The sequence below is a fragment of the Desulfomonile tiedjei DSM 6799 genome, from assembly GCF_000266945.1.
GTDB lineage: Bacteria > Desulfobacterota > Desulfomonilia > Desulfomonilales > Desulfomonilaceae > Desulfomonile > Desulfomonile tiedjei.
Window position 1 is genome coordinate 3,636,481 of record NC_018025.1, and the last position, 18,805, is coordinate 3,655,285.

An 18,805-nucleotide genomic window follows, 5' to 3' on the forward strand; every position below is an offset into this window, starting at 1 on the left:
AGGACTGAATCCCCCTACCCTTCTATAAATGGTCTCAGTCGCTTGCTCCGCGAAGGATGTCGCAATTTCTTGAGGGCCTTTGCCTCAATTTGACGAATACGCTCGCGAGTAACATCAAAATCCTGACCGACCTCTTCCAGGGTGTGGTCGGCTCTTTCTCCGATTCCGAATCGCATGCGAAGTACTTTTTCTTCTCGAGGTGTGAGCGTTGCGAGAACCTTTCGGGTTTGTTCCGTAAGGCTCATTCCCACCACCGCATCGGAAGGAGAAAGGATCTTTTTGTCTTCAATGAAATCGCCCAGATGGGAGTCCTCTTCCTCACCAATCGGTGTTTCCAATGAGATGGGTTCCTTGGCTATTTTCAGAACCTTTCTCACTTTTTCCAGGGGAAATTCCATTTTTTCCGCAATTTCTTCGGGAGTCGGTTCACGGCCGTATTCCTGAACCAGATATCTGGATGTGCGGATCAGTTTGTTTATCGTTTCGATCATGTGGACGGGAATACGTATGGTCCTGGCCTGATCGGCGATAGCTCGCGTGATGGCCTGACGAATCCACCAGGTTGCGTATGTGCTGAATTTATAGCCACGCTGGTACTCGAACTTGTCCACTGCCTTCATAAGGCCGATATTGCCTTCCTGGATCAAATCCAGAAACTGCAATCCGCGATTCGTGTACTTCTTGGCTATGCTTACAACCAGCCTCAGGTTGGCTTGAACCAGTTCGCTTTTCGCTTTGCGGGCGAGGTACTCTCCTTCTTCGCACGACATGAGAGCCGCTTTCAGATTTTCCTCGTCCATTGCGGCTTCGGCTCGGAGTTTCTGGATCCGGCGTACGCTGTTTTCGTATTTTTTCTCCAGATCGAAAACTTTTTGCGGAGAGAGATTCGTGACCTTTTTGAGCGGTTTTCTCTCTTCGATCATCTGCTTGAGAAATGCAAAGTGTTCTTCTATTTTTTCGGGAGGAACCCTCAATTCATAGCAGACGGCTCTTAGTTCGTCCTGTGCAGTTTCCAATTTCTTGACCAGGAATTTGAGCTTGCCGGCGATATGGTCAATCATATTGGTGTTCAGATTCACATTCTTCAGGCAAACGACAATCTGTTCCCGGCAGGATTTCATTTCCTGTTCAAGCTGTTTTTTGTTTTCAGGGTCGGTCTCTTCGCTCCTCTTTGCTTCCAGGCTATGGTATTTAGCATCAAAGTCTTTCATCTCATTAATGAGCTTGAGCACCCGTTCGACATGTGTAGAATCGTCTCCGTCGGGCATTTCTTCTTCTTCGAAGCCGCGAATGACCTCTTTGAGCCGGATTGTTCCTTTCTGAAGCTTGTCCCCAAGAGTCAAAACTTCTTTGATCGTCACCGGACATCCAATGATGACGCTGAACACCTGTTGCTCGCCATGCTCGATCCGCTTGGCAATTTCAACCTCGCCTTCACGAGTGAGCAGGGAAACACAGCCCATTTCGTGAAGGTACATTTTTACAGGATCATTTCCCCGCACAACCGATTCCGGGTCCGCAGCGAGATCCTCTTCCTCGTCTTCTTCCGCTTTGTCCTCGTCCAGTTTCCTGACCTTTTTCTCGAGCACCGGGATCTTCTTTTCAGACGCGACGAACTCAACGTTGAAATCGGTCATCATCTTGACGAGCAGTTCATCAATCTGGGCAGGCCCTACAACCGATGACGGCATATGCTCGTTGATCTCATCATAGGTGAGGTATTTTTTACTCTTTGCCAGATCGAACAGCTCTTTGAATTCAGTTTTAGTCTTTGAATCGACCATTAAAGGACGTCTCCTTTTGCAGTTGTTTCACATCCGCGATCGAATTCCGGCAAAAACCGAATAATATTACACCTGAACACAAAAGCGGAACCAATCATTGTCGAATATATTTCGGAACGTAATACATTATTATTCTTAGGTAAGCAATTCATTTCGGAAAGATCGAGTGTCAGCCGGGCAGACACTACTTGCGAAGTCTTCGAGCCAACGTCCACAATTCTTGTGCCAGAATGTTGTACTCTTCTTCGCCTGGCGGACAGTTCTTCATCCTCTCTTTTATTTCTTCTTTGCGTAACTCCAACTTCCTCAGGCGGATACTGTCGATAGACTGATCAATCGCCAAATCCCCATCCACTTCCGGCCGAAGATCGTCCTCTTCCGGTTTCGGTCTCAGCCAACCTGCTACTATGGAAGCACAATCCGAATCCTCCAGCGATTGCGAAAAAGAGGCGCGATCGAAAGTCCCCGCCAGCCCCTTGAACTTCACCATTTTTTCTGCCAAGTCTCTCAAAACCGGATCGCTCAGTTCTTTAAGAATCCCACTCTCAAGAACTCGCTCGATGAAGCCGTCACGCAACAACATCCCTCTAACCACGTTTCTTTCGTCAGCGGGAAAGTCGAAAAGTTTCCGCATAGGACTGGAAGCGACAACTGATTCCTGTTTGCGCGCCTTCCGTCCATTCCAGAGTATCCTCCGGATACGATCTTCGCGTATACGTATACGAGAAGCGAATCTCTCAATAAGATAATCCGCCTCTTTTGAATCGGCAATCTGTCGGAGCACAGGTAATGATTCTTCGAGCGCCAAATTTCGTCCCTGGATTGTCTTGAGATCGTATTTGCTTTCCAATCCGTCGAGAAACATGTCCACTGCCGACGTTGCCTGATCCAGTAATTTCCGAAAAGCATCGATGCCGATCCTGTTCACCGCTTCGTCCGGATCTTTGTCGTCCGTCAAAATGAGACACCGCGGTTCGATTCCTTCGGAAAGAAAAAGTGGAATGGCGCGCTTTACCGCACGAAGCCCCGCTTCATCACCATCGAAAAGCGCGATTACTTCGCTTGTAAAACGCTTGAGAAGCCGAATTTGTTCTGTTCCCAAAGCTGTTCCCAGAGGAGCCGCAACGTTTTCCAGACCCCGGATTCGCAAAGAAATCTGGTCGAAATATCCTTCTACCAGGATCAACAGGCCTTCTCTTCGGATGGCCTCTTTTGCAGCATCCAAGCCGAACAGAACGTTCTTTTTCCTGAAGACCGGCGACTCCGGAGAATTCAGGTATTTGGGGTCTCCGGGACCAAGAATGCGGCCTCCGTAAGCGATCATACGGCCGTTCAGATCCCTGATGGGAATCATGATTCTCGAACGGAAGTAATCGTAAAAACCGCCTGTTGCTCGGGGTTTCGATAATCCTGCAGCGATTCCGTCTTTTCCGCTTATTCCAGCCGAACGCAGCTCATGCTGGAGACCGTCCCAGGAATCAGGGGCAAAACCGAGTCCGAGGTGTGAAATCCATTCAGCAGGGATACCTCTGTGCTCAAGATATTCTCTGGCTTGTGTGCTGGTCCTCAGGCCTTTTTCAAAATATTCCTGCGCTACGGCGAGAGCTTTCTCGATGGTATTTTTCTGATCGGGGGATCCGCTTCCGCGACGCCGTTCCTCATACTGGAAAGGGACTCCATATCGTTCTGCGAGCATGCGAACGGCTTCCGTAAACGTGGTGTTCTCAGCCCGCATAATAAAATTGAATACGCTTCCTCCTGTCGAGCAGCCGAAACAATGAAAAATTCCTTTTTGTGGAGACACGTAGAAGGATGGATCTTTGTCACCGTGAAACGGACAGACTCCTCGATAATCCTTTCCCGCTTTCTTGAGATTCACATATTCCGAAATTACTTGTACAATATCCGCAGCAGCAGCAACTTCAGCAATTTTCGATTCCGGAATACGCATCAAACTATCCCATTCTCCGGGATTGCCCAATCATGAACAGTAGATGAAACGATGTATGCCTCCGCGAACTCACTCGGAAATGGGAGTGACTACCGTAACGCCTTCGCCTCCCGATTGCGGGTCGCCGGGCTGAAAATCTTTCACGAGGGCGTGTTGAGCGAGGTACTCACGAATAGCTGCTTTTAGTCTGCCTGTTCCTCTACCGTGAATAATGACCAAAGACGGCAGCCCTGATAGGACAGCCTCATTCAGTGCTTTGTCAACGAGCGGAATGGCATCGTCCGTCCGATGACCGATTACATTCACCTCCCACTGAGGGTTGGCAAATGGGATATCTACCCCAATCCGCTCCATTTTTGAAGAACTTTTTTTTCCTGAGCCGGAATCCAGCACTATCAGGTCTTCTGTATCCGCTCGCACCGTGACACGTCCGAACGTTACATCCACCCGGCCATTGTCCAGGATATTCTTTACTATACCTTCCCGGCCGAGGGATTTTATTTTGACGCGAGAGCCGACATCGGGGGGAGCAACCTCCCTGTTCAACGGGGTGCCCAATTTTTCCTGAAGATCCTGTCTGATATTGTACAGAGCTTGACGTGGTTCCCGGCCACTCTTGAGCTTGCCCGATTTCAAAGAAATCTGAAGGTCGGTGATTTCCTTTTCTGCCTTTCGCATCAACTCGACCGCTTCTCTACGGAGTCCCTCGATGAGGTCTTCCCTACGAGATCGCACATCGTCCAGTTCAGCCTGCAGCGCTGTGCCCTTTCTTTCGAGAGAGTCTCTGAGCGTTTCGATTTCTGAAAGCTTAATCCGCAGACTTTCCAGGAGCTGAGAGCTTCCGCCTGCAGATCTATCGAGATAATTACGTGCCGCTGTGATGATCCTGTCGGGCAATCCCAAGCGTTCCGCAGTAACAACGGCGTGAGATTCACCTGGCAGATCGTACAATAGCTTGTACGTCGGCTTAAGCGTGACAGAATGAAACTCGACGCTGACGTTCTTCACGTCCGTTCTTGAAAGGGCATAGGCCTTCAAATGCGTAAGGTGGGTTGTGACCACTGTTCGAGCGCCTCTGGCAATGAGCTCATCCAGGATTGCCATGGCAAGAGCAGATCCTTCGTCGGGATCCGTTGCGCCTCCAAGTTCGTCCAACAAAACGAGATCCCCAGGCCGCACATGATCGAAAATACTCTTGATTTTCAGAACGTGACCCGAGAAGGAAGACACTCTTCCCCGGATATCCTGCTCTTCTCCGATATCCGCCATTATTCGCATGAACGGCGTTATGCGGGTACCTTCTCGTGCGGGCACCATTATGCCGCATCTCACCATGAGCGGAAAAAGTCCCGCTATTTTGAGCGCAACAGTCTTGCCGCCCATATTTGCGCCACTGATAACCGTTGCAAGTGTTTCCGGAGCCTGCACAACATCCATGGGCACCACCTCGGATTCCAGTGAAGCCAAAAGCAATGGATGTCGTGCACCCAGAATGCTAAACCCCTCGTTGACGAGAATAGGCGGGATCGATTTCGTTGCAGCCGCATACCGTGCACGGGCCTGAAAAGCATCCAGCCACACCAGTGCTGCCAAATCCTGAAGGATTTCTTCTCTCGCGGATCGTATGTGGCCGGTCAGTTCCTGGAAAATGCGTCTGATTTCAACCCGCTCTTCGTCAAGGAGCGATGCGACCTGATTGTTGAATTCCACAACATGGAGCGGTTCAACATAGACTGATGCGCCGCTTCGGGAGTGGTCATGTACAATGCCTTCCAGGAGTCCTTTGAATTCGGGACGCAGAAGTATCACGTACCGATCGTTACGGAGCGTTATATAGTCTTCCTGAACAATGCGGGACAGCTCCTGATCTTGAACCGTTCTTTCCAGGCGTTTACGAATCCTGTCCCGAACGGACCTCGTACGATTACGTATTTCCTGCAAACCGGGACTTGCATCAGGTCGCACCTGTCCCTGTTCATCCAGGACCTTGAGTATGCGTCCTCTGATTTCGTTTAAGGGAACAATTTTTTCCGCATGATCCCGAAGGAGAGGATATCTGTCTTCCAGCGATCTGAGCCTTCGCAGTGTTATATCAATCGTGTATAAGAGATCGGAAATTGCCAATATCTCTTCGGAATCCAGAATGACTGACGGATCGTCCAGCCGGACCAGAAGGCGGTCCATGGGAATCAGTCCCGGAAAATGGAACTCTCCGTCAATCGAGATCAACTCTTTGAGTTCGGAAACAAAATCCAGATAGAAGCGTACAGTCTCCAGATCCTCCTGTGGTTCTGCCGACAAAACTTCATTTTTTCCGGGCGTACTCATGGCGTACGCAGCCACTTCCTCCAGAACTCCGGGGATTTCCAGAGCGGCGGTGCTTTCGGAGATTACATCATGTAGTGAGTCATCGTACATCGGCGATCATGGCGTGAGTTCGACGGGAGCAGCTAACAGTGCAGATTCACAGGAAAGACAGAAACCGCAAACAATTGCGGGGTTTCCTTTTCATTCCGCAATTCTTCTCTTGCTGATCAAAGTCGAACCGGAATTCCTTCAGATTGAAGATATTTTTTCAGTTCCTTAATAGGTATTTCACGATAATGAAAGATCGAAGCAGCGAGGACCGCATCTGCATTACCCTGAACAATAGCGTCCCGCAAGTGCTCGGCAGTTCCCGCTCCGCCGGAAGCTATTACCGGTATTCCTACGATATCTGCAACTGCGCGGGTCATGGGAATATCGTACCCATCCTTCGTACCGTCTGCATCCATGCTGGTCAGGAGAATTTCACCTGCACCGAGTTCTTCCACCTTCCGAACCCATTCGAGGCAATCGATTCCCGTCATGGTGCGACCGCCATGAATCGAAATCTCAAAGCCTGAGGGAGTTCTTCCGGTTTTCTTTGCGTCAACCGCAGCGACGATGCATTGGCTTCCGAACTTGAGGGCAGATTCCCTGAGTATCTCGGGATTCTGGACCGCCGCTGTATTGAGAGATACTTTGTCTGCGCCGGCATTGAGTAATTCTCGGATATCTGCGGTGGTCCTTATGCCGCCTCCAACGGTGAGAGGCATAAAAACTTCTTCGGCCGTGCGCGCCACCACGTCGAGAATGATCTTTCGTTTCTGATGAGACGCTGTTATATCGAGAAATACCAGTTCATCCGCGCCCTCTTCATCATAGAAACGGGCATTGTCAACAGGGTCTCCGGCATCTCGTAGATTCACGAAATTAACCCCTTTGACGACCCTGCCGTCTTTCACGTCCAAACACGGAATAATCCTTTTTGCCAGCATTATGCTTGTACCAACCTCACGGCCGCTTTAAGATCTATCGTTCCCTCGTATAGGGCCCTTCCAATAATAATGCCTATCACACCTTCTTTTTCAAGAGGCAGTGTAGCTTCGATATCAGAGACTGTGGTAACGCCTCCGGACAGTATCACGGGAATGGCCGTCCCGGCTGCAAATGTTCGAGTTGCCTCAATATTGGGCCCGCGCATCATTCCGTCCCGATCGATATCGGTATAGATGAAAGCGACAGGATTTGCCGGTTCCAACCGCGCAGCTAACATGTTCGCAGAAACTCCGGCAGATTCGGTCCATCCCTGAACGGCAACTACGCCTGACTTAGCGTCAATTCCGATGGAGATCCTACCGGGAAACTGCTCCATAAGCGAAAGAGCGCGTTCGGGTTCCTTTGCGGCAACGGTACCGAGAATCACTGTGGCAACTCCCGAGTCCAGGTACAGCCGAATTGTGTCGGCATTCCGAATCCCGCCTCCTACCTGTACCGGAACCTTAACGGCTTCAACGATTTCCTGCACGCGGTTCAAATTGACAGGAACTCCGCCCACAGAGCCATCAAGATCTACTACGTGAATTCTTGACGCTCCGGAATCCTCCCACAAACGCGCTTGCGCTGCGGGATCGTCATGAAACACCGTTGAGGAATCCATTCTGCCTTGCCGCAGCCTTACGCACTTACCTTCTTTAAGATCTATAGCGGGAATAATAATCATGGATGCTTATCCGGGAATAAAAAAACCCCCATTCCGGGGGCTTTTTATTCGTCCAATGAACTGTCTGCTATTCAACAGGCAGGTAATAAACGAAGGGGGGCCAGGGAACGATGAACTTCCACATGGGTACCGCAACCGGGATGGGAGGGGGACCGCAGCTTATGGGCCCGCAGACCGGCATAGGCGGCTGGGGATACTGCATTTTCACTTCGATGGAAGTCGTCAGTTTCTTGGGTTTCATTTTAACTTTGGGTGGAGGCGGCGCACAAGACACACCCACACAAGCAGGGGCTGCAGCCGGAGCAACCATCGGTTGCGGAGCCGGGATCGAGCCCGTAGATGTCTCGGCCCACACCATGCCCGCCGCAGCTACGACGACCAGGATGACACCGAGAATTCCTAGCTTTTTGACCATACCCTCATCCTCCTTTCGACAAATCACTATATCTTATACAAGTCTCTTCTATCTTAGCCTTTTCTCGCGGCCAGCCTACTTCTTCACTTTGCAGGGCATAGGGGGCGGCGGAGCCATAGGAACGGGTCCGCAAACCGGTTTCATTTTTACGTAGTTAGCTTTTACGTATACGCAGCGGGGCACTTTTTCAGCCTTGCAGCACGGCCCCATGAAGGTATCGAAATGCTCGTTTTTGATTTCCACGGCGGGCACCAGCCACTCATAGCGACCGAGCGCGATGGGGTTGGGGAAAGTCTGGGGATTGCCGTAAAATGCAAGAGGAGTTCTCGGCCATGCAACGCCCGCCAGATAAGGGGCAACTACACGGACCTTACGCAGTTGCGCAGGCACCGGAACGATCTCCTCTTTCACCTGAGAATACTCAGTCGCAGCCGGACCACACACCGGAGGCAGTCCCGGAGGTGGCGGCATAAAGCCAGGGCCGCCGGCAGGGCCACCAGCATAACTAATCATGCTAGCGCCGCACAGTGCGAGAACCACAAGGCTCAGAAGTAATAAACGTTTAACCATACCCTCAATCCTCCTTTCAACAGTTCCTCCCACAATGTTGGGAGACCCGTAAAAACATTCCCGGATAAAAATCCGATATAGTCCGGAATGTATTTTTGGTATCAAATCAACCAGTGAATGTCAAGCTATTTTTTCTTGACGCCTCTTGTGACCACGTTTCATCAACCAGCTTACAATGCTCGTTGCCTCGAAATATATCCACCACCAAGCCGACCCTCCTTACATGATACGTAATGTCTCGGTCCGCAGGTATGGATACACCATGCAATGCTTTTTTGATGTAGAAATTGTCTATCAGATGCCCAAAACCAAGTCAAGAATTTTTTGGTCCAACGCAAAGCCTCAGAAGGGCTTTTCGCCGACCGGTGCTAAATCATCCCGTATCCACCGTCAACACACAGCACCTGGCCGGTGATGTAATCGGATTCGGATGATGCCAAAAATACGAAAGCCGGGCTAATGTCGTCGGATGTGCCGAACCGCTTCAAAAGTATGCGATTCATGTAAATCTCTTTGAGTTTCTCATCTGAACGGATCTTTTCGGTCATATCCGTTTCCACTATACCCAAGGAAATTACATTTGCACAAACATTGTACCGGGCAAATTCACGGGCTACACTTTTCGTAAAGCTCAGTATTCCGCCTTTTGCGGCAGCGTAGTTCACTTGCCCCACCGTGCCGACAAGGCCTGCCACGGAGCTGACGTTGATGACTTTGCCGTAATTCTGCTCTTTGAAATAGTTGAAAGCAGCCTGTATGCAAAGAAAAGGACCTTTGAGGTGCGCGTTCAGCACGGCATCCCAATCGGATTCAGACATTTTGTTCAGCATAGAAGGCCTGGTGAACCCTGCGTTATTCACCAGAATATCGAGCCGACCGAAATGTTCTTTAGCAGCCGACATCATTGCTTCCACTTCGGATTTGACTGCAACGTCTGCCTTGACGGCCAGCGATTTCCTTCCCATTGCTTTGATCTCTTCCACCGCTTCCAGGGCAGGTGCTTCGCTGGAACTATAATTGATCAGAACGTCCGCGCCCTCGCGCGCAAAAGCCAGCGCGACATTGCGCCCGACTCCTCTACTGCTTCCAGTAACTACTGCCGCTCTACCGGCCAGTCTCATACATACCTCCTGTATCGTGCATCTTTTACTTAGCGATCCATATTGATGAATTCCGTCTCATTGGATTCCAGGAAAACTGGGACGGCATTCACTCTAATACTGATTCGCTTTTCTTTTTGTAATCTGGCAGACTAGAGGTATCCTTCGCTCCGGACGACGCAAAGCCATCTAATCACTGCGCTCAGGACACCACCAGCCTTCGCTATCTTATGTGCATAACTGCGAAATGGTATAACAAGATAAAACCGAAAAAAAAAGCTGGTACTTGCAAAAAAAAAGCCCCGAGAGGGGCTCGGGGCGTGAAAGGAGGTATGGATATGGGTTATTGTGTCTGGTTGCGACCCGCACGAACTCACCGCACGGGCTGCCATGATGCGGATTTCTACTAGAGTCTGCGGTGTTCGCTTTTCACATAACCCCTAGGTATGTGGACAGATGACAAGAAAAAAGGTTTCCATTTTTGCACAGGTACACTTCTTTTTTTTAAAACTATTATCAAGCAGTTACATGGCGCGCCTTCACCGAAACTCGAAAATAAAATGCCGTGATTCTTTTGTGAAAACTCGAGAAGAAAATACCCTGATTGGGACTCTTTGTGACGGCCTTTTCCCTTTCATGAATTTCCGATTTATGAATTTCCGATCGAAAAAAATTATAGTACGTGGCCAAACAACGTCTGATTCAGAAGAAGAGTATTGGTGGGTGCCGGCCTCCGTGCCGGCACATCTTCAATATTATTAAATGATATCGCTATGATGGACCGGCAGAGACGCCGGTCCCTACCAATATCCTGTAGTTCACGCGCGGGATAAACGACAGAATTTTTGGCACTGACTATAAATTTCGGTTCCGGAAGAAACGCGCCCCTTTTATGGAGTATAGACAACCACTATCAGCTTGGAATGCTTGTTGCTCAGGTTTTTCAAAAAATGTTTCAGGCCGGAGTTGAAATGCAGACTGGCGCCTGTCTTTAGAACGTGTGTCTCATCGGCAACCTGCAGTTCGATGCGGCCGTCGAGCACGTACACGAATTCCTCGCCTTCATGCTGGTATGAAACCATTTCGTGCTCTTTTTTGGGGTCCAGTGTAATCAAGTAAGCCCATAGATGCTTATCTTCCGCATTGGGCGTAAGATTCTTGTAAGAGTATGCCTTGGTACGTTTTCGGTAACTTTGCAGTCTTTCTTCTTTTTTTTCCTCCGCGAGGAGGGTCGCTGAATCGATCGAGAGTGCACGAGAGATTTGAATAAGTAATCCTACCGGAGGAGACACTTTTCCTGACTCCACATCTTCGAGGTATTCCGGATCGAAGCCGACCCTGTGAGCCAGTTGTGTGACGTCCATGTTTTGCTTCTCTCGCATGTCCCGGATTCGTTCCCCGAGACTCAGAGGTTTTGCAGGTTTTTTTGGCATCATATATCTCCTTGATCTCTTTGCCGACGATTGCGTCTCTGTTCCCGAACGCGTGTGCTCTGGATCGTTGCTCACCAAATTCAGCATATTAGTAGGTATCGGGAGCTTTGCGTCCTTTGTATTTACCGAGTTCCCGAGCGATAACCACTCGTTGAATCTGGTTCGTGCCTTCGAATATCTGAGCAACTTTTGCGAATCGCATGTACATTTCCACAGGGTAGGATTTCATGTACCCATAGCCTCCCAGAATTTGAACCGCTTCTGTCGTAACTCTCATGGCAGTATCGGTAGCAAATCTCTTTCCCATTGCTGCTTCCAGCACACACGGCTCACCCTGATCCATCATGGCGGCAGCGCGGTACACGAGTAGTCGTGAAGCCTCTATTTCCGTAGCGAGATCGGCAAACAAAAATTGGAGTCCTTGGAAGGATACAATGGGCCGGCCGAACTGATGACGCTTGTGTGCATACGCGAGAGCGTAATCGAAAGCCTGTTGGGCCAATCCCGTTGAACATGCACCTATGCTGACTCTTCCTCCATTGAGGGCACTCAAAGCCATGTTGAAGCCTTTTCCCTTTTCACCGATCAAGTTTTCCTCGGGTATGAAGCAATCATTGAAATGAAGTTCGGTGGTTGGGGAAGCGTTCAGCCCCATTTTGGGCTCGTGTGGGCCGAATCCGAATCCTTTGGTGCCTTTTTCAACGATAAAAGCGCTTATTCCGCGCTGTTTTTGAGCCTCGTCAGTCCGAATCATAACTGCGTATACGTCGGCAACCTCACCGCTTGTTACGTAGAGCTTCGTTCCGTTGACTACGTATCCACCGTCTGTCTTCACAGCGGTGGTCTGCAAATTTGCCGCATCGGATCCTGCTTCTCCTTCAGTCAGGGAGTACGCGCCGAGTTTCTCTCCGAGAGCCAAAGGTTTCACCCATCGTTCGCGCTGCTCTTCGTTACCGTATTGAAAGATGAGATTCGCGACCATATTGTGAACACTCAGGTACACAGCGGTTGCAAAACAGCCTTTCGCGAGTTCTTCAAAGATCAGAGCAGCAGTGAGACGCCCTACGCCGGTCCCGTCATATTTTTCGGGAATATACAGGCCAGTGAAATCGAGCTGTCCCATTTTGTCGAACACTTGTCGAGAAAAGGTTGCGGTTTCTTCCCACTCCCGCGCGTTGGGCGCGAGTTCCTTTGTGGCAAAATCTCGAGCAGCTTTCCGAATGAGGCGCTGCTCGTCATTAAGCTTGAAATCCATGAGCAATCTCCACTTCTCGGGCAAGAGCAATCCAGACTTACTTACAGGCTCTATCGAATTGTTTTTTCAGGAGGGGCCGTAAACCGAACCGACAAAACTGCTTGCCGGCCCGATTCGATCGACATTATTGCAGATAATTATTCGCTTACGAATAGAGGAGTCAATGAAAAACGCCGGGGGGGAACATTTTTGTCAGCGCACGCGGCCGCTGGTTCCGTTCGTGGTGATGGCCGAAAGGTCATTGCGCCAGCGTTCGATCTTTCGAATCGCTTCGGCTTCCCAGGGAAGCCATGACGAGCGTTTCTTGATGCGTATGGAGGCTTCGAGTTCTGCAGGTACAGGGGCTGAAAACATTTCGGAATCCTGCAGTTGATTAATGTAGTCATTGATGATTTTCAACTGGCGGCGATTCAGCTTGCCTCTTAATTCAAAAAGTTTCCTCTGACCGAGGCAATCGAGACCCGATATGGCAGAATGGTTTTTGTCCCTACAATCAATTAGTTCAGTTAAAAATCTATAGTTTTCGCGAAATTCGGAAGGAATGCTGGATAGATCGGTATCCTGGGTGCTGCCGTAAGGTTTCATGATTTCTCCACGAACTGCGGGTACGTCGACCAACGGGTTATCGACTGTGCCTTCCGGAACAGGCACGGGGGATGGGGTAACATCTCGGCGGGATATTGTCAAGTTTTGGTTTTAGATTTTCTTCTAAATATCGCTATATTCAGGAAAAAAATGTTTCCAATCATTCAGCCTTGCGGTCCGACCCACGGAGTAAATTCTTGTGTCGCTCTGCTACTTCAGGATCGATACGGATCTCGTCTTTGTGTTTTTCCTTGAATTTCTCGAGGCTTTTCTTCTCTTCATATGAGAAATACCACGTTTCGATGTTCCCCACGATACGCTCTCCCTGCGGCAGTTCGCGTACAAAGGCCACCCCGCTCATGATTGTCGGCTGGTTGGTTCTTTGACCGTGAATGAAACATCCGAGCAGTATTCCGATGCCTGCCATAACGCCGAACCAAAGTGTGTATTTAACCGCCTTAAGCACCTGGTCCCCCTTGTTTCCGTTGGAAAGCTAACGATATATTATCACTCCGCAGACTATGAGCCAAGCGGTCACACAGCACAGAAGCGGGACGTCCGCAAGCAGAAGCTCTGTGGGAGAGCCTCCGTCTTCCTCGTGGTAGATGAGAAACAAATAGCGGAAGATCCCGTACGTTACTAACGGAATAGTCCACGCGAGCTTCTCCGATTGAATACCGAGAACGTGATTTTCGCTCACAGAGTACAGGCAATAAAAAATCAGCGTGGACGTCGTGGCCACCTGTACGAGCTGATCGAGGAGCGCAACATTGTAGTTCTCAAGGACCGGTCGATGGGAGGTCGCGTCATCCGAGAGAATCATCACTTCGTGTCTTCGTTTGCCCAGAGCCAGAAAGATCGAAATGGAGAAAGTGCAGAGAATGAGCCAACTCGAAACCGTGACACTCAATACGACGGCACCGCCAAGAACGCGAAGGAGAAATCCGGCAGAGATGGTGAGGACGTCGAGAATAACGAGGTCCTTGAGTTTGATCGAATAAAAGACGTGTATGATAAGATAAAACCCTAGGCACAAGAAACCGTTCAAGGGAATACGCGCAATCACGGCCACGGAAAGCATGGCTGCAATCAGTACGACCATAAACGACAGTGCCGCAGTCGGACTGATCTCTCCCGCAGCAAGAGGACGATGTTTCTTGCGAGGATGGACTCGATCTTGTTCGACGTCCATATAATCGTTCAGAATGTACGTTGCCGAGGATGCGAAACAAAATGCGACGAACATGGCCGATACTTTGACCACATCCTCCCAATGAGTCAGATGACCGCTGAACACAAGCGGCATCAAGACGAATCCGTTTTTTATCCACTGGGTGGGTCTCATCAATTTTAGAGCGGGGAGGATAATGTTCATCACATCACGACTTCCATTGTTTTGGTTGAACTGGAACATTAGCTTTTAGCACAATGTTGTTGCTCTGTAAAATAAAACTCAGTGCTGCGTCCCTGAATCCTTGAGAAAGATGCCGGACCGTTCCCTTGGTACTCCTGGAGCAATGCACTATTCTTTATGGGGAGGATTATTTCACATGACAGACCTGCAAGATGCAATCCGCGAGGAAAACAGGCGTATTAGGCTTCTGAGAATTATGTCGGATCTGACCGTTCAAGTTCTCATGAGCGGCCGTCTTTCCGCCAGCGAAGCAGCGTCCTTAATAGATGGTGTGAAAACCTTCGCATTGAAACTTTTTCCCGGAAAAGATCAGACGTTCGACCTCATTCATATGCCCCGCTTCAGGAGAGCACTGCGGGAATCAGGTACATACGATCGCGAAAAACCGACATTAGTAGTATATCACGGTTTTGAGACGGGTGACCATTCCGGCGAGCGCAACTAGCGGTACTTCACATTATTCTTCTTCCTGACCTTGGAACCACAACAGACTAAGTGATACGATGTCTTGATGAAAAGCGCGGCCTGCTTCCATGCCCGGGGACAACGATTAACAACGTGAATGGCTATGAAGACCGTTTGATTCGATAATGTCGACGTGGAGGGGTATTATGAATGATTTCGATCTTATGAGAAGTCTGACCCAGAAAAACGAAACGAAGATCGTGATGTTGGTCATGGACGGACTTGGAGGTCTTCCCCGGGAATTAGGGGGTCCAACCGAGCTCGAGTCTGCGTTTACGCCACATCTTGACCGCCTGGCCAGAGAGGGCATGGCCGGACTCCTGCATCCTGTGGGATTAGGTATATCTCCGGGAAGCGGTCCCGGGCATCTGGGATTATTCGGGTACGATCCCATTGAGTGTTTGATCGGACGAGGAGTCCTGGAAGCGGTGGGCATAGGGCTTCATCTTACGAATAAAGATGTCGCTGCACGAGGAAATTTTTGCACCGTGGACGATTCGGGCGTTATAACGGATCGCCGGGCCGGTCGCATCTCCACTGAAGAATGCGCCCGAATGGTCGGACTGATCGAAGGCATAACCCTGCCGGGAGTCGAAATCACTGTCAAACCGGTAAGGGATTATCGATTTGCATTGATTTTCCGCGGGTCCGGTCTTTCTCCCCATTTGAGCGAAACCGATCCTCAGAAGACAGGTGCTAAACCGCTGCGTGTCGAACCCCAGGATGATGCCGAAGCGACCAGTCACACTGCAGACCTGGCCAACCAGTGGGTTGAAAAGGTGAGAGACGCCATAAAAGACCAGCATCCGGCTAATATGGTAACTCTGAGAGGCTGGTCGAAAGAACCCGGATTGCCCACCTTCGAAGACATATTCAAGCTCAAGGCCGCTGCTCTTGCTGTTTATCCAATGTACAAGGGCCTGGCAAATCTCGTTGGTATGACCATCATCCAGGGGCTTGCGAATCTCGAGGATCAGTTGAGGTCACTGAGAGAAAATTGGGATTCTTACGATTTCTTCTTCTTTCATTACAAGTACACCGACAGCAGGGGCGAAGACGGTGATTTCGATGCCAAGGTAAAGGAGATCGAAAAGGTCGATAAGATAATCCCCGACATCCTGAAACTGAATCCGGACGTAGTGGTGGTCACAGGAGATCATTCTACACCAGCGGTTCTGAAATCCCATAGCTGGCATCCTGTGCCAACATTGATCTGGGCTCCCGGAACAAGCCGTACCAATCCCGATGTGACGGAGTTCGGCGAAACCCACTGCCTTCGCGGCGTACTCGGACAATTCAAGGGAACCGACCTTATGAAACTGGTAACAGCATACGCTCGCAGACAAGCCAAATACGGAGCCTGACAGGCATTTGACATCATTCGATACTTCATATCGGTTCGCAATCAAAGGAGTAAAACCAGGGAAACCCTTCTTGTAAGAAGTGTTTCCCCGAGCCCCTTCCCAAGAACTTCTAGCATTCGTCTCAGAGCTGGTTTTTCCTACAGAAAAATCAGCTCTGAGACGAGTGTTGAAAGTTTTTGGAAGGGTTTGGGGAACCTTTTTACAAAAAGGTTCCCCATGTCTTACTGCTTTGATTGCGATCGGTATGAACAGTATAGAAGGAAGACAAAGAGGATTTTATGGCACGATCCGATGTTCATCCGATCCATTCTTTCGAATCCTGGCAAGTCTGGCCCGGTTCGTACGACAATTCTCCTCCTGACGGGTTATATCCGTGCCCTGGAGAGCAAGCGCTTAAGATCACGAAGGATACTCCGGTAGCATCCATGGGTTCGTGCTTCGCCAGGGAGATCAAAAGCGTTCTGCTGCGGGAAGGATATTCCTACGTGCAGGAGGAAGCTGAGCATCCCGCGTCGAAGCATGCAAGCGCTGCATGGGAACGTCTTTACAACACATTTTCCATGCGACAGATATTCGAATACACCTTCGAGGACTGGAATCCTGAGGTGCGCTGGTGGAAGACTCCCATGTCAGGCAAAATTCAGGATCCGTATCGCAGGATCGTCCTTTATGAAACCCAGGAACAGGCTGATTCAGATTTCAGGCACCATCGGGAGTGTTCGAAAAGAGCGCTGCAACGCGCGGAGGTGCTCATTCTCACTTTAGGATTGACGGAAGTCTGGGAGGATATGCACGATGGCTCTGTCATTTGCCTTCCTTCGGGGCCCTATGTGAACGAACATGGCGACATGAATCGTTACCGTTTCCGAGTGACCAGATATGCAGAAAATCTTGCGAATCTGGAACGGATTCATGAAATCATGGCTAGACACAATCCACAATGCCAGATCGTAATAACCGTATCTCCGGTTCATTTATGGGCGACTTTTCGCACAAATGCCGACGTGATCAGTGCAAGCTGCTGCTCGAAAGCAACCTTGCGGGCTGTTGCAGATCAGTTTGCGGAGAATCATCAGAATGTCCATTATTTTCCGGCATTTGAAATGGCTACGGTGTACCTGCCTCTCCTGGGTAGGAGTATTTTTTCCGAAGGAAGGGAGAACTTTCACGTGAACCAGGACACCGTCGATTTCATCATGGAGCAATTCTTCAGATTTTACGGAGATAGCCGTAATCAAGCGCATACGGAATAACCCTTTGTTGACAACATCGTCTGCATATTGATAAAATTGACCTGTCGGGGGAGGGAAATCCCGAAAAGGGGTTTTCGACCCGATGTTTTGTCTCCGCAAAAGCGCATATATTAGTGGAGCGTTGAATTATTTTTACGGAAATGGTTTCCGGCTCGTTCAACTGGCTCTTATATGCGCCGTCCTCATATGCAGCTCTTCGTGTACACTGCTTTCCCAATCTCCATATGTTCTTCAACGTACGCAACTGCCGCTTCTCGAAGAAGAGAGAGGTCTGGTCACACGCTCGGACGGACAAATTCCGTATCAGAAATGGAGGATCCCGCCCTGGGATGACGATCTGAAGTACGTGTGGCTTGTGGGCTCGCACGATTTCAGGAAATGCAACCGTGTCGAGCTTATCCTCTATTTCCACGGAATGCATTCCAAGGATTACTATCTGAGCTTTCGCAAAGAATTGAGTGCACTTGCCGAGGAGCGAAAGAAGCAACCGTTTCTGTTTGTAGGATTTGTCGACACTCCGGATTTGAACAAATTTCGCAGCCAGGATCGTTGGGCATCATTGTCCCCGGGGCCGGGAGAAAAACCGGAAATGCTCTTCAAGACGGTGAACAGAATCTTTAAGTCTTTTCGCAAGCGTTTTCCGCATATAAAGAAAGAAAACACGACTATCACTCTGGCAGGCTTCTCAGGTGGAGGCAGAGTACTCAATTCGGTGGGAAAATGGCTTGCGCGCAGCCCAAAAGACGATCCGTACGCGGAGGTGTTCAGGTCGAGGCTTGCGAAGATTGCCTATTTCGATTGCTGGTTTGAAAAAGATGTCTTGGAGACTGTCCCTGCTCTGCTCGAAAACAATCCCGATATCAAGATCGTAGGCACCGTGCATATGAAGAAGCCCGTCGAACACGCAGCAGCCATTGCATCAAAATACCGGATGAAGGCAAAGAAAGAAAATAACGAACTGGTCGGATTAAACGGCCGTATCGTCATCTATAAAGATGATTCCCACTGGAACGCCATGATCTCCCGCCTGCGCGAAGCGCTCTGAAGTAAGATCGGGCAATTTTGAAGAAATCTGCGGGGAGGGACTTTTTGCAAAAAGTCCCTCCCCGCACCCCTCCCCAAAAACTCCCAATTTATCCACTCTACGATAAATCGATTGCCGACCGTGCAAGCGGGGATGCACGACAGCTTT

The 18,805-nt window shown here is 49.7% G+C and carries 17 protein-coding genes; 4 read left to right on the forward strand and 13 right to left on the reverse strand.

The genetic code is table 11. The features are described 5' to 3' along the window. Positions 1-14: 14 nt before the first annotated feature. From rpoD to DESTI_RS15465, 13 genes are all read right to left on the reverse strand, one after another. The gene (rpoD, locus tag DESTI_RS15400; RefSeq protein WP_014810893.1) at positions 15-1,784 is read right to left on the reverse strand and encodes an RNA polymerase sigma factor RpoD; all 1,770 of its coding nucleotides are present in this window, start codon (positions 1,782-1,784) and stop codon (positions 15-17) included. A 184-nt stretch (positions 1,785-1,968) separates the two neighbouring features. Continuing rightward, on the reverse strand, positions 1,969-3,735 hold the full coding sequence (gene dnaG / locus DESTI_RS15405; RefSeq protein ID WP_014810894.1) for a DNA primase: 1,767 nt from the start codon (positions 3,733-3,735) through the stop codon (positions 1,969-1,971). 69 nt (positions 3,736-3,804) lie between these two features. Then, positions 3,805-6,153 (reverse strand): endonuclease MutS2, encoded by a 2,349-nt coding sequence (locus DESTI_RS15410; protein ID WP_014810895.1) that lies wholly within the window; start codon positions 6,151-6,153, stop codon positions 3,805-3,807. Between the two features lie 116 nt (positions 6,154-6,269). Further along, entirely contained in the window at positions 6,270-7,034 is a 765-nt protein-coding gene (hisF, locus tag DESTI_RS15415) for an imidazole glycerol phosphate synthase subunit HisF (RefSeq protein WP_014810896.1), read from the reverse strand. Then, positions 7,034-7,759, reverse strand: a complete 726-nt coding sequence (hisA, locus tag DESTI_RS15420; RefSeq protein ID WP_014810897.1) for a 1-(5-phosphoribosyl)-5-[(5-phosphoribosylamino)methylideneamino]imidazole-4-carboxamide isomerase — start codon at positions 7,757-7,759, stop codon at positions 7,034-7,036. Before hisA ends, hisF begins: the two co-directional genes overlap by 1 nt. A 67-nt stretch (positions 7,760-7,826) precedes the next feature. Beyond that, the gene (locus DESTI_RS15425) at positions 7,827-8,174 is read right to left on the reverse strand and encodes a hypothetical protein (protein WP_014810898.1); all 348 of its coding nucleotides are present in this window, start codon (positions 8,172-8,174) and stop codon (positions 7,827-7,829) included. 75 nt (positions 8,175-8,249) lie between these two features. After that, entirely contained in the window at positions 8,250-8,744 is a 495-nt protein-coding gene (locus DESTI_RS15430) for a hypothetical protein (RefSeq protein ID WP_014810899.1), read from the reverse strand. Between the two features lie 368 nt (positions 8,745-9,112). Continuing rightward, positions 9,113-9,865, reverse strand: a complete 753-nt coding sequence (locus DESTI_RS15435) for a 3-oxoacyl-ACP reductase family protein (protein ID WP_014810900.1) — start codon at positions 9,863-9,865, stop codon at positions 9,113-9,115. A gap of 869 nt (positions 9,866-10,734) precedes the next feature. Beyond that, positions 10,735-11,277 (reverse strand): helix-turn-helix domain-containing protein, encoded by a 543-nt coding sequence (locus DESTI_RS15445; RefSeq protein ID WP_014810901.1) that lies wholly within the window; start codon positions 11,275-11,277, stop codon positions 10,735-10,737. A gap of 88 nt (positions 11,278-11,365) precedes the next feature. Then, complete coding sequence (locus tag DESTI_RS15450) at positions 11,366-12,532, reverse strand: acyl-CoA dehydrogenase family protein (RefSeq protein ID WP_014810902.1); 1,167 nt, start codon at positions 12,530-12,532, stop codon at positions 11,366-11,368. A 192-nt stretch (positions 12,533-12,724) separates the two neighbouring features. Continuing rightward, on the reverse strand, positions 12,725-13,117 hold the full coding sequence (locus DESTI_RS15455) for a hypothetical protein (protein WP_014810903.1): 393 nt from the start codon (positions 13,115-13,117) through the stop codon (positions 12,725-12,727). Between the two features lie 160 nt (positions 13,118-13,277). After that, positions 13,278-13,583 carry a hypothetical protein gene (locus DESTI_RS15460; RefSeq protein ID WP_014810904.1) on the reverse strand — a complete coding sequence of 102 codons (306 nt, stop codon included), beginning with the start codon at positions 13,581-13,583 and terminating at the stop codon, positions 13,278-13,280. A 27-nt stretch (positions 13,584-13,610) separates the two neighbouring features. After that, positions 13,611-14,492 carry a decaprenyl-phosphate phosphoribosyltransferase gene (locus DESTI_RS15465; RefSeq protein ID WP_014810905.1) on the reverse strand — a complete coding sequence of 294 codons (882 nt, stop codon included), beginning with the start codon at positions 14,490-14,492 and terminating at the stop codon, positions 13,611-13,613. A gap of 175 nt (positions 14,493-14,667) precedes the next feature. Between DESTI_RS15465 and DESTI_RS15470 the strand changes: the two genes are divergently transcribed. The 4 genes from DESTI_RS15470 (at position 14,668) to DESTI_RS15485 (ending at position 18,658) form a co-directional block, all read left to right on the forward strand. Next, positions 14,668-14,976, forward strand: coding sequence for a hypothetical protein (locus DESTI_RS15470; protein WP_014810906.1), 309 nt, complete (start codon positions 14,668-14,670; stop codon positions 14,974-14,976). Positions 14,977-15,142: 166 nt separating this feature from the next. Then, the gene (locus tag DESTI_RS15475) at positions 15,143-16,360 is read left to right on the forward strand and encodes a 2,3-bisphosphoglycerate-independent phosphoglycerate mutase (RefSeq protein ID WP_014810907.1); all 1,218 of its coding nucleotides are present in this window, start codon (positions 15,143-15,145) and stop codon (positions 16,358-16,360) included. 278 nt (positions 16,361-16,638) lie between these two features. After that, a complete protein-coding gene (locus DESTI_RS15480; RefSeq protein ID WP_014810908.1) occupies positions 16,639-17,613 on the forward strand; it encodes a GSCFA domain-containing protein in 975 nt (324 codons plus the stop codon). A gap of 82 nt (positions 17,614-17,695) precedes the next feature. Further along, positions 17,696-18,658 carry a hypothetical protein gene (locus DESTI_RS15485; protein WP_014810909.1) on the forward strand — a complete coding sequence of 321 codons (963 nt, stop codon included), beginning with the start codon at positions 17,696-17,698 and terminating at the stop codon, positions 18,656-18,658. Positions 18,659-18,805 lie beyond the last annotated feature (147 nt).

Excerpts from the sequence above, each read along its gene's own strand:
- hisF (WP_014810896.1), bottom strand. The coding sequence starts at position 7,034 with ATGCTGGCAAAAAGGATTATTCCGTGTTTGGACGTGAAAGACGGCAGG.
- DESTI_RS15475 (WP_014810907.1), top strand. The coding sequence starts at position 15,143 with ATGAATGATTTCGATCTTATGAGAAGTCTGACCCAGAAAAACGAAACG.
- DESTI_RS15445 (WP_014810901.1), bottom strand. The coding sequence starts at position 11,277 with ATGCCAAAAAAACCTGCAAAACCTCTGAGTCTCGGGGAACGAATCCGG.
- DESTI_RS15470 (WP_014810906.1), top strand. The coding sequence starts at position 14,668 with ATGACAGACCTGCAAGATGCAATCCGCGAGGAAAACAGGCGTATTAGG.
- DESTI_RS15450 (WP_014810902.1), bottom strand. The coding sequence starts at position 12,532 with ATGGATTTCAAGCTTAATGACGAGCAGCGCCTCATTCGGAAAGCTGCT.
- DESTI_RS15435 (WP_014810900.1), bottom strand. The coding sequence starts at position 9,865 with ATGAGACTGGCCGGTAGAGCGGCAGTAGTTACTGGAAGCAGTAGAGGA.
- dnaG (WP_014810894.1), bottom strand. The coding sequence starts at position 3,735 with ATGCGTATTCCGGAATCGAAAATTGCTGAAGTTGCTGCTGCTGCGGAT.
- rpoD (WP_014810893.1), bottom strand. The coding sequence starts at position 1,784 with ATGGTCGATTCAAAGACTAAAACTGAATTCAAAGAGCTGTTCGATCTG.
- hisA (WP_014810897.1), bottom strand. The coding sequence starts at position 7,759 with ATGATTATTATTCCCGCTATAGATCTTAAAGAAGGTAAGTGCGTAAGG.
- DESTI_RS15410 (WP_014810895.1), bottom strand. The coding sequence starts at position 6,153 with ATGTACGATGACTCACTACATGATGTAATCTCCGAAAGCACCGCCGCT.
- DESTI_RS15480 (WP_014810908.1), top strand. The coding sequence starts at position 16,639 with ATGGCACGATCCGATGTTCATCCGATCCATTCTTTCGAATCCTGGCAA.
- DESTI_RS15465 (WP_014810905.1), bottom strand. The coding sequence starts at position 14,492 with ATGAACATTATCCTCCCCGCTCTAAAATTGATGAGACCCACCCAGTGG.
- DESTI_RS15455 (WP_014810903.1), bottom strand. The coding sequence starts at position 13,117 with ATGAAACCTTACGGCAGCACCCAGGATACCGATCTATCCAGCATTCCT.
- DESTI_RS15485 (WP_014810909.1), top strand. The coding sequence starts at position 17,696 with ATGTTTTGTCTCCGCAAAAGCGCATATATTAGTGGAGCGTTGAATTAT.
- DESTI_RS15425 (WP_014810898.1), bottom strand. The coding sequence starts at position 8,174 with ATGGTCAAAAAGCTAGGAATTCTCGGTGTCATCCTGGTCGTCGTAGCT.
- DESTI_RS15430 (WP_014810899.1), bottom strand. The coding sequence starts at position 8,744 with ATGGTTAAACGTTTATTACTTCTGAGCCTTGTGGTTCTCGCACTGTGC.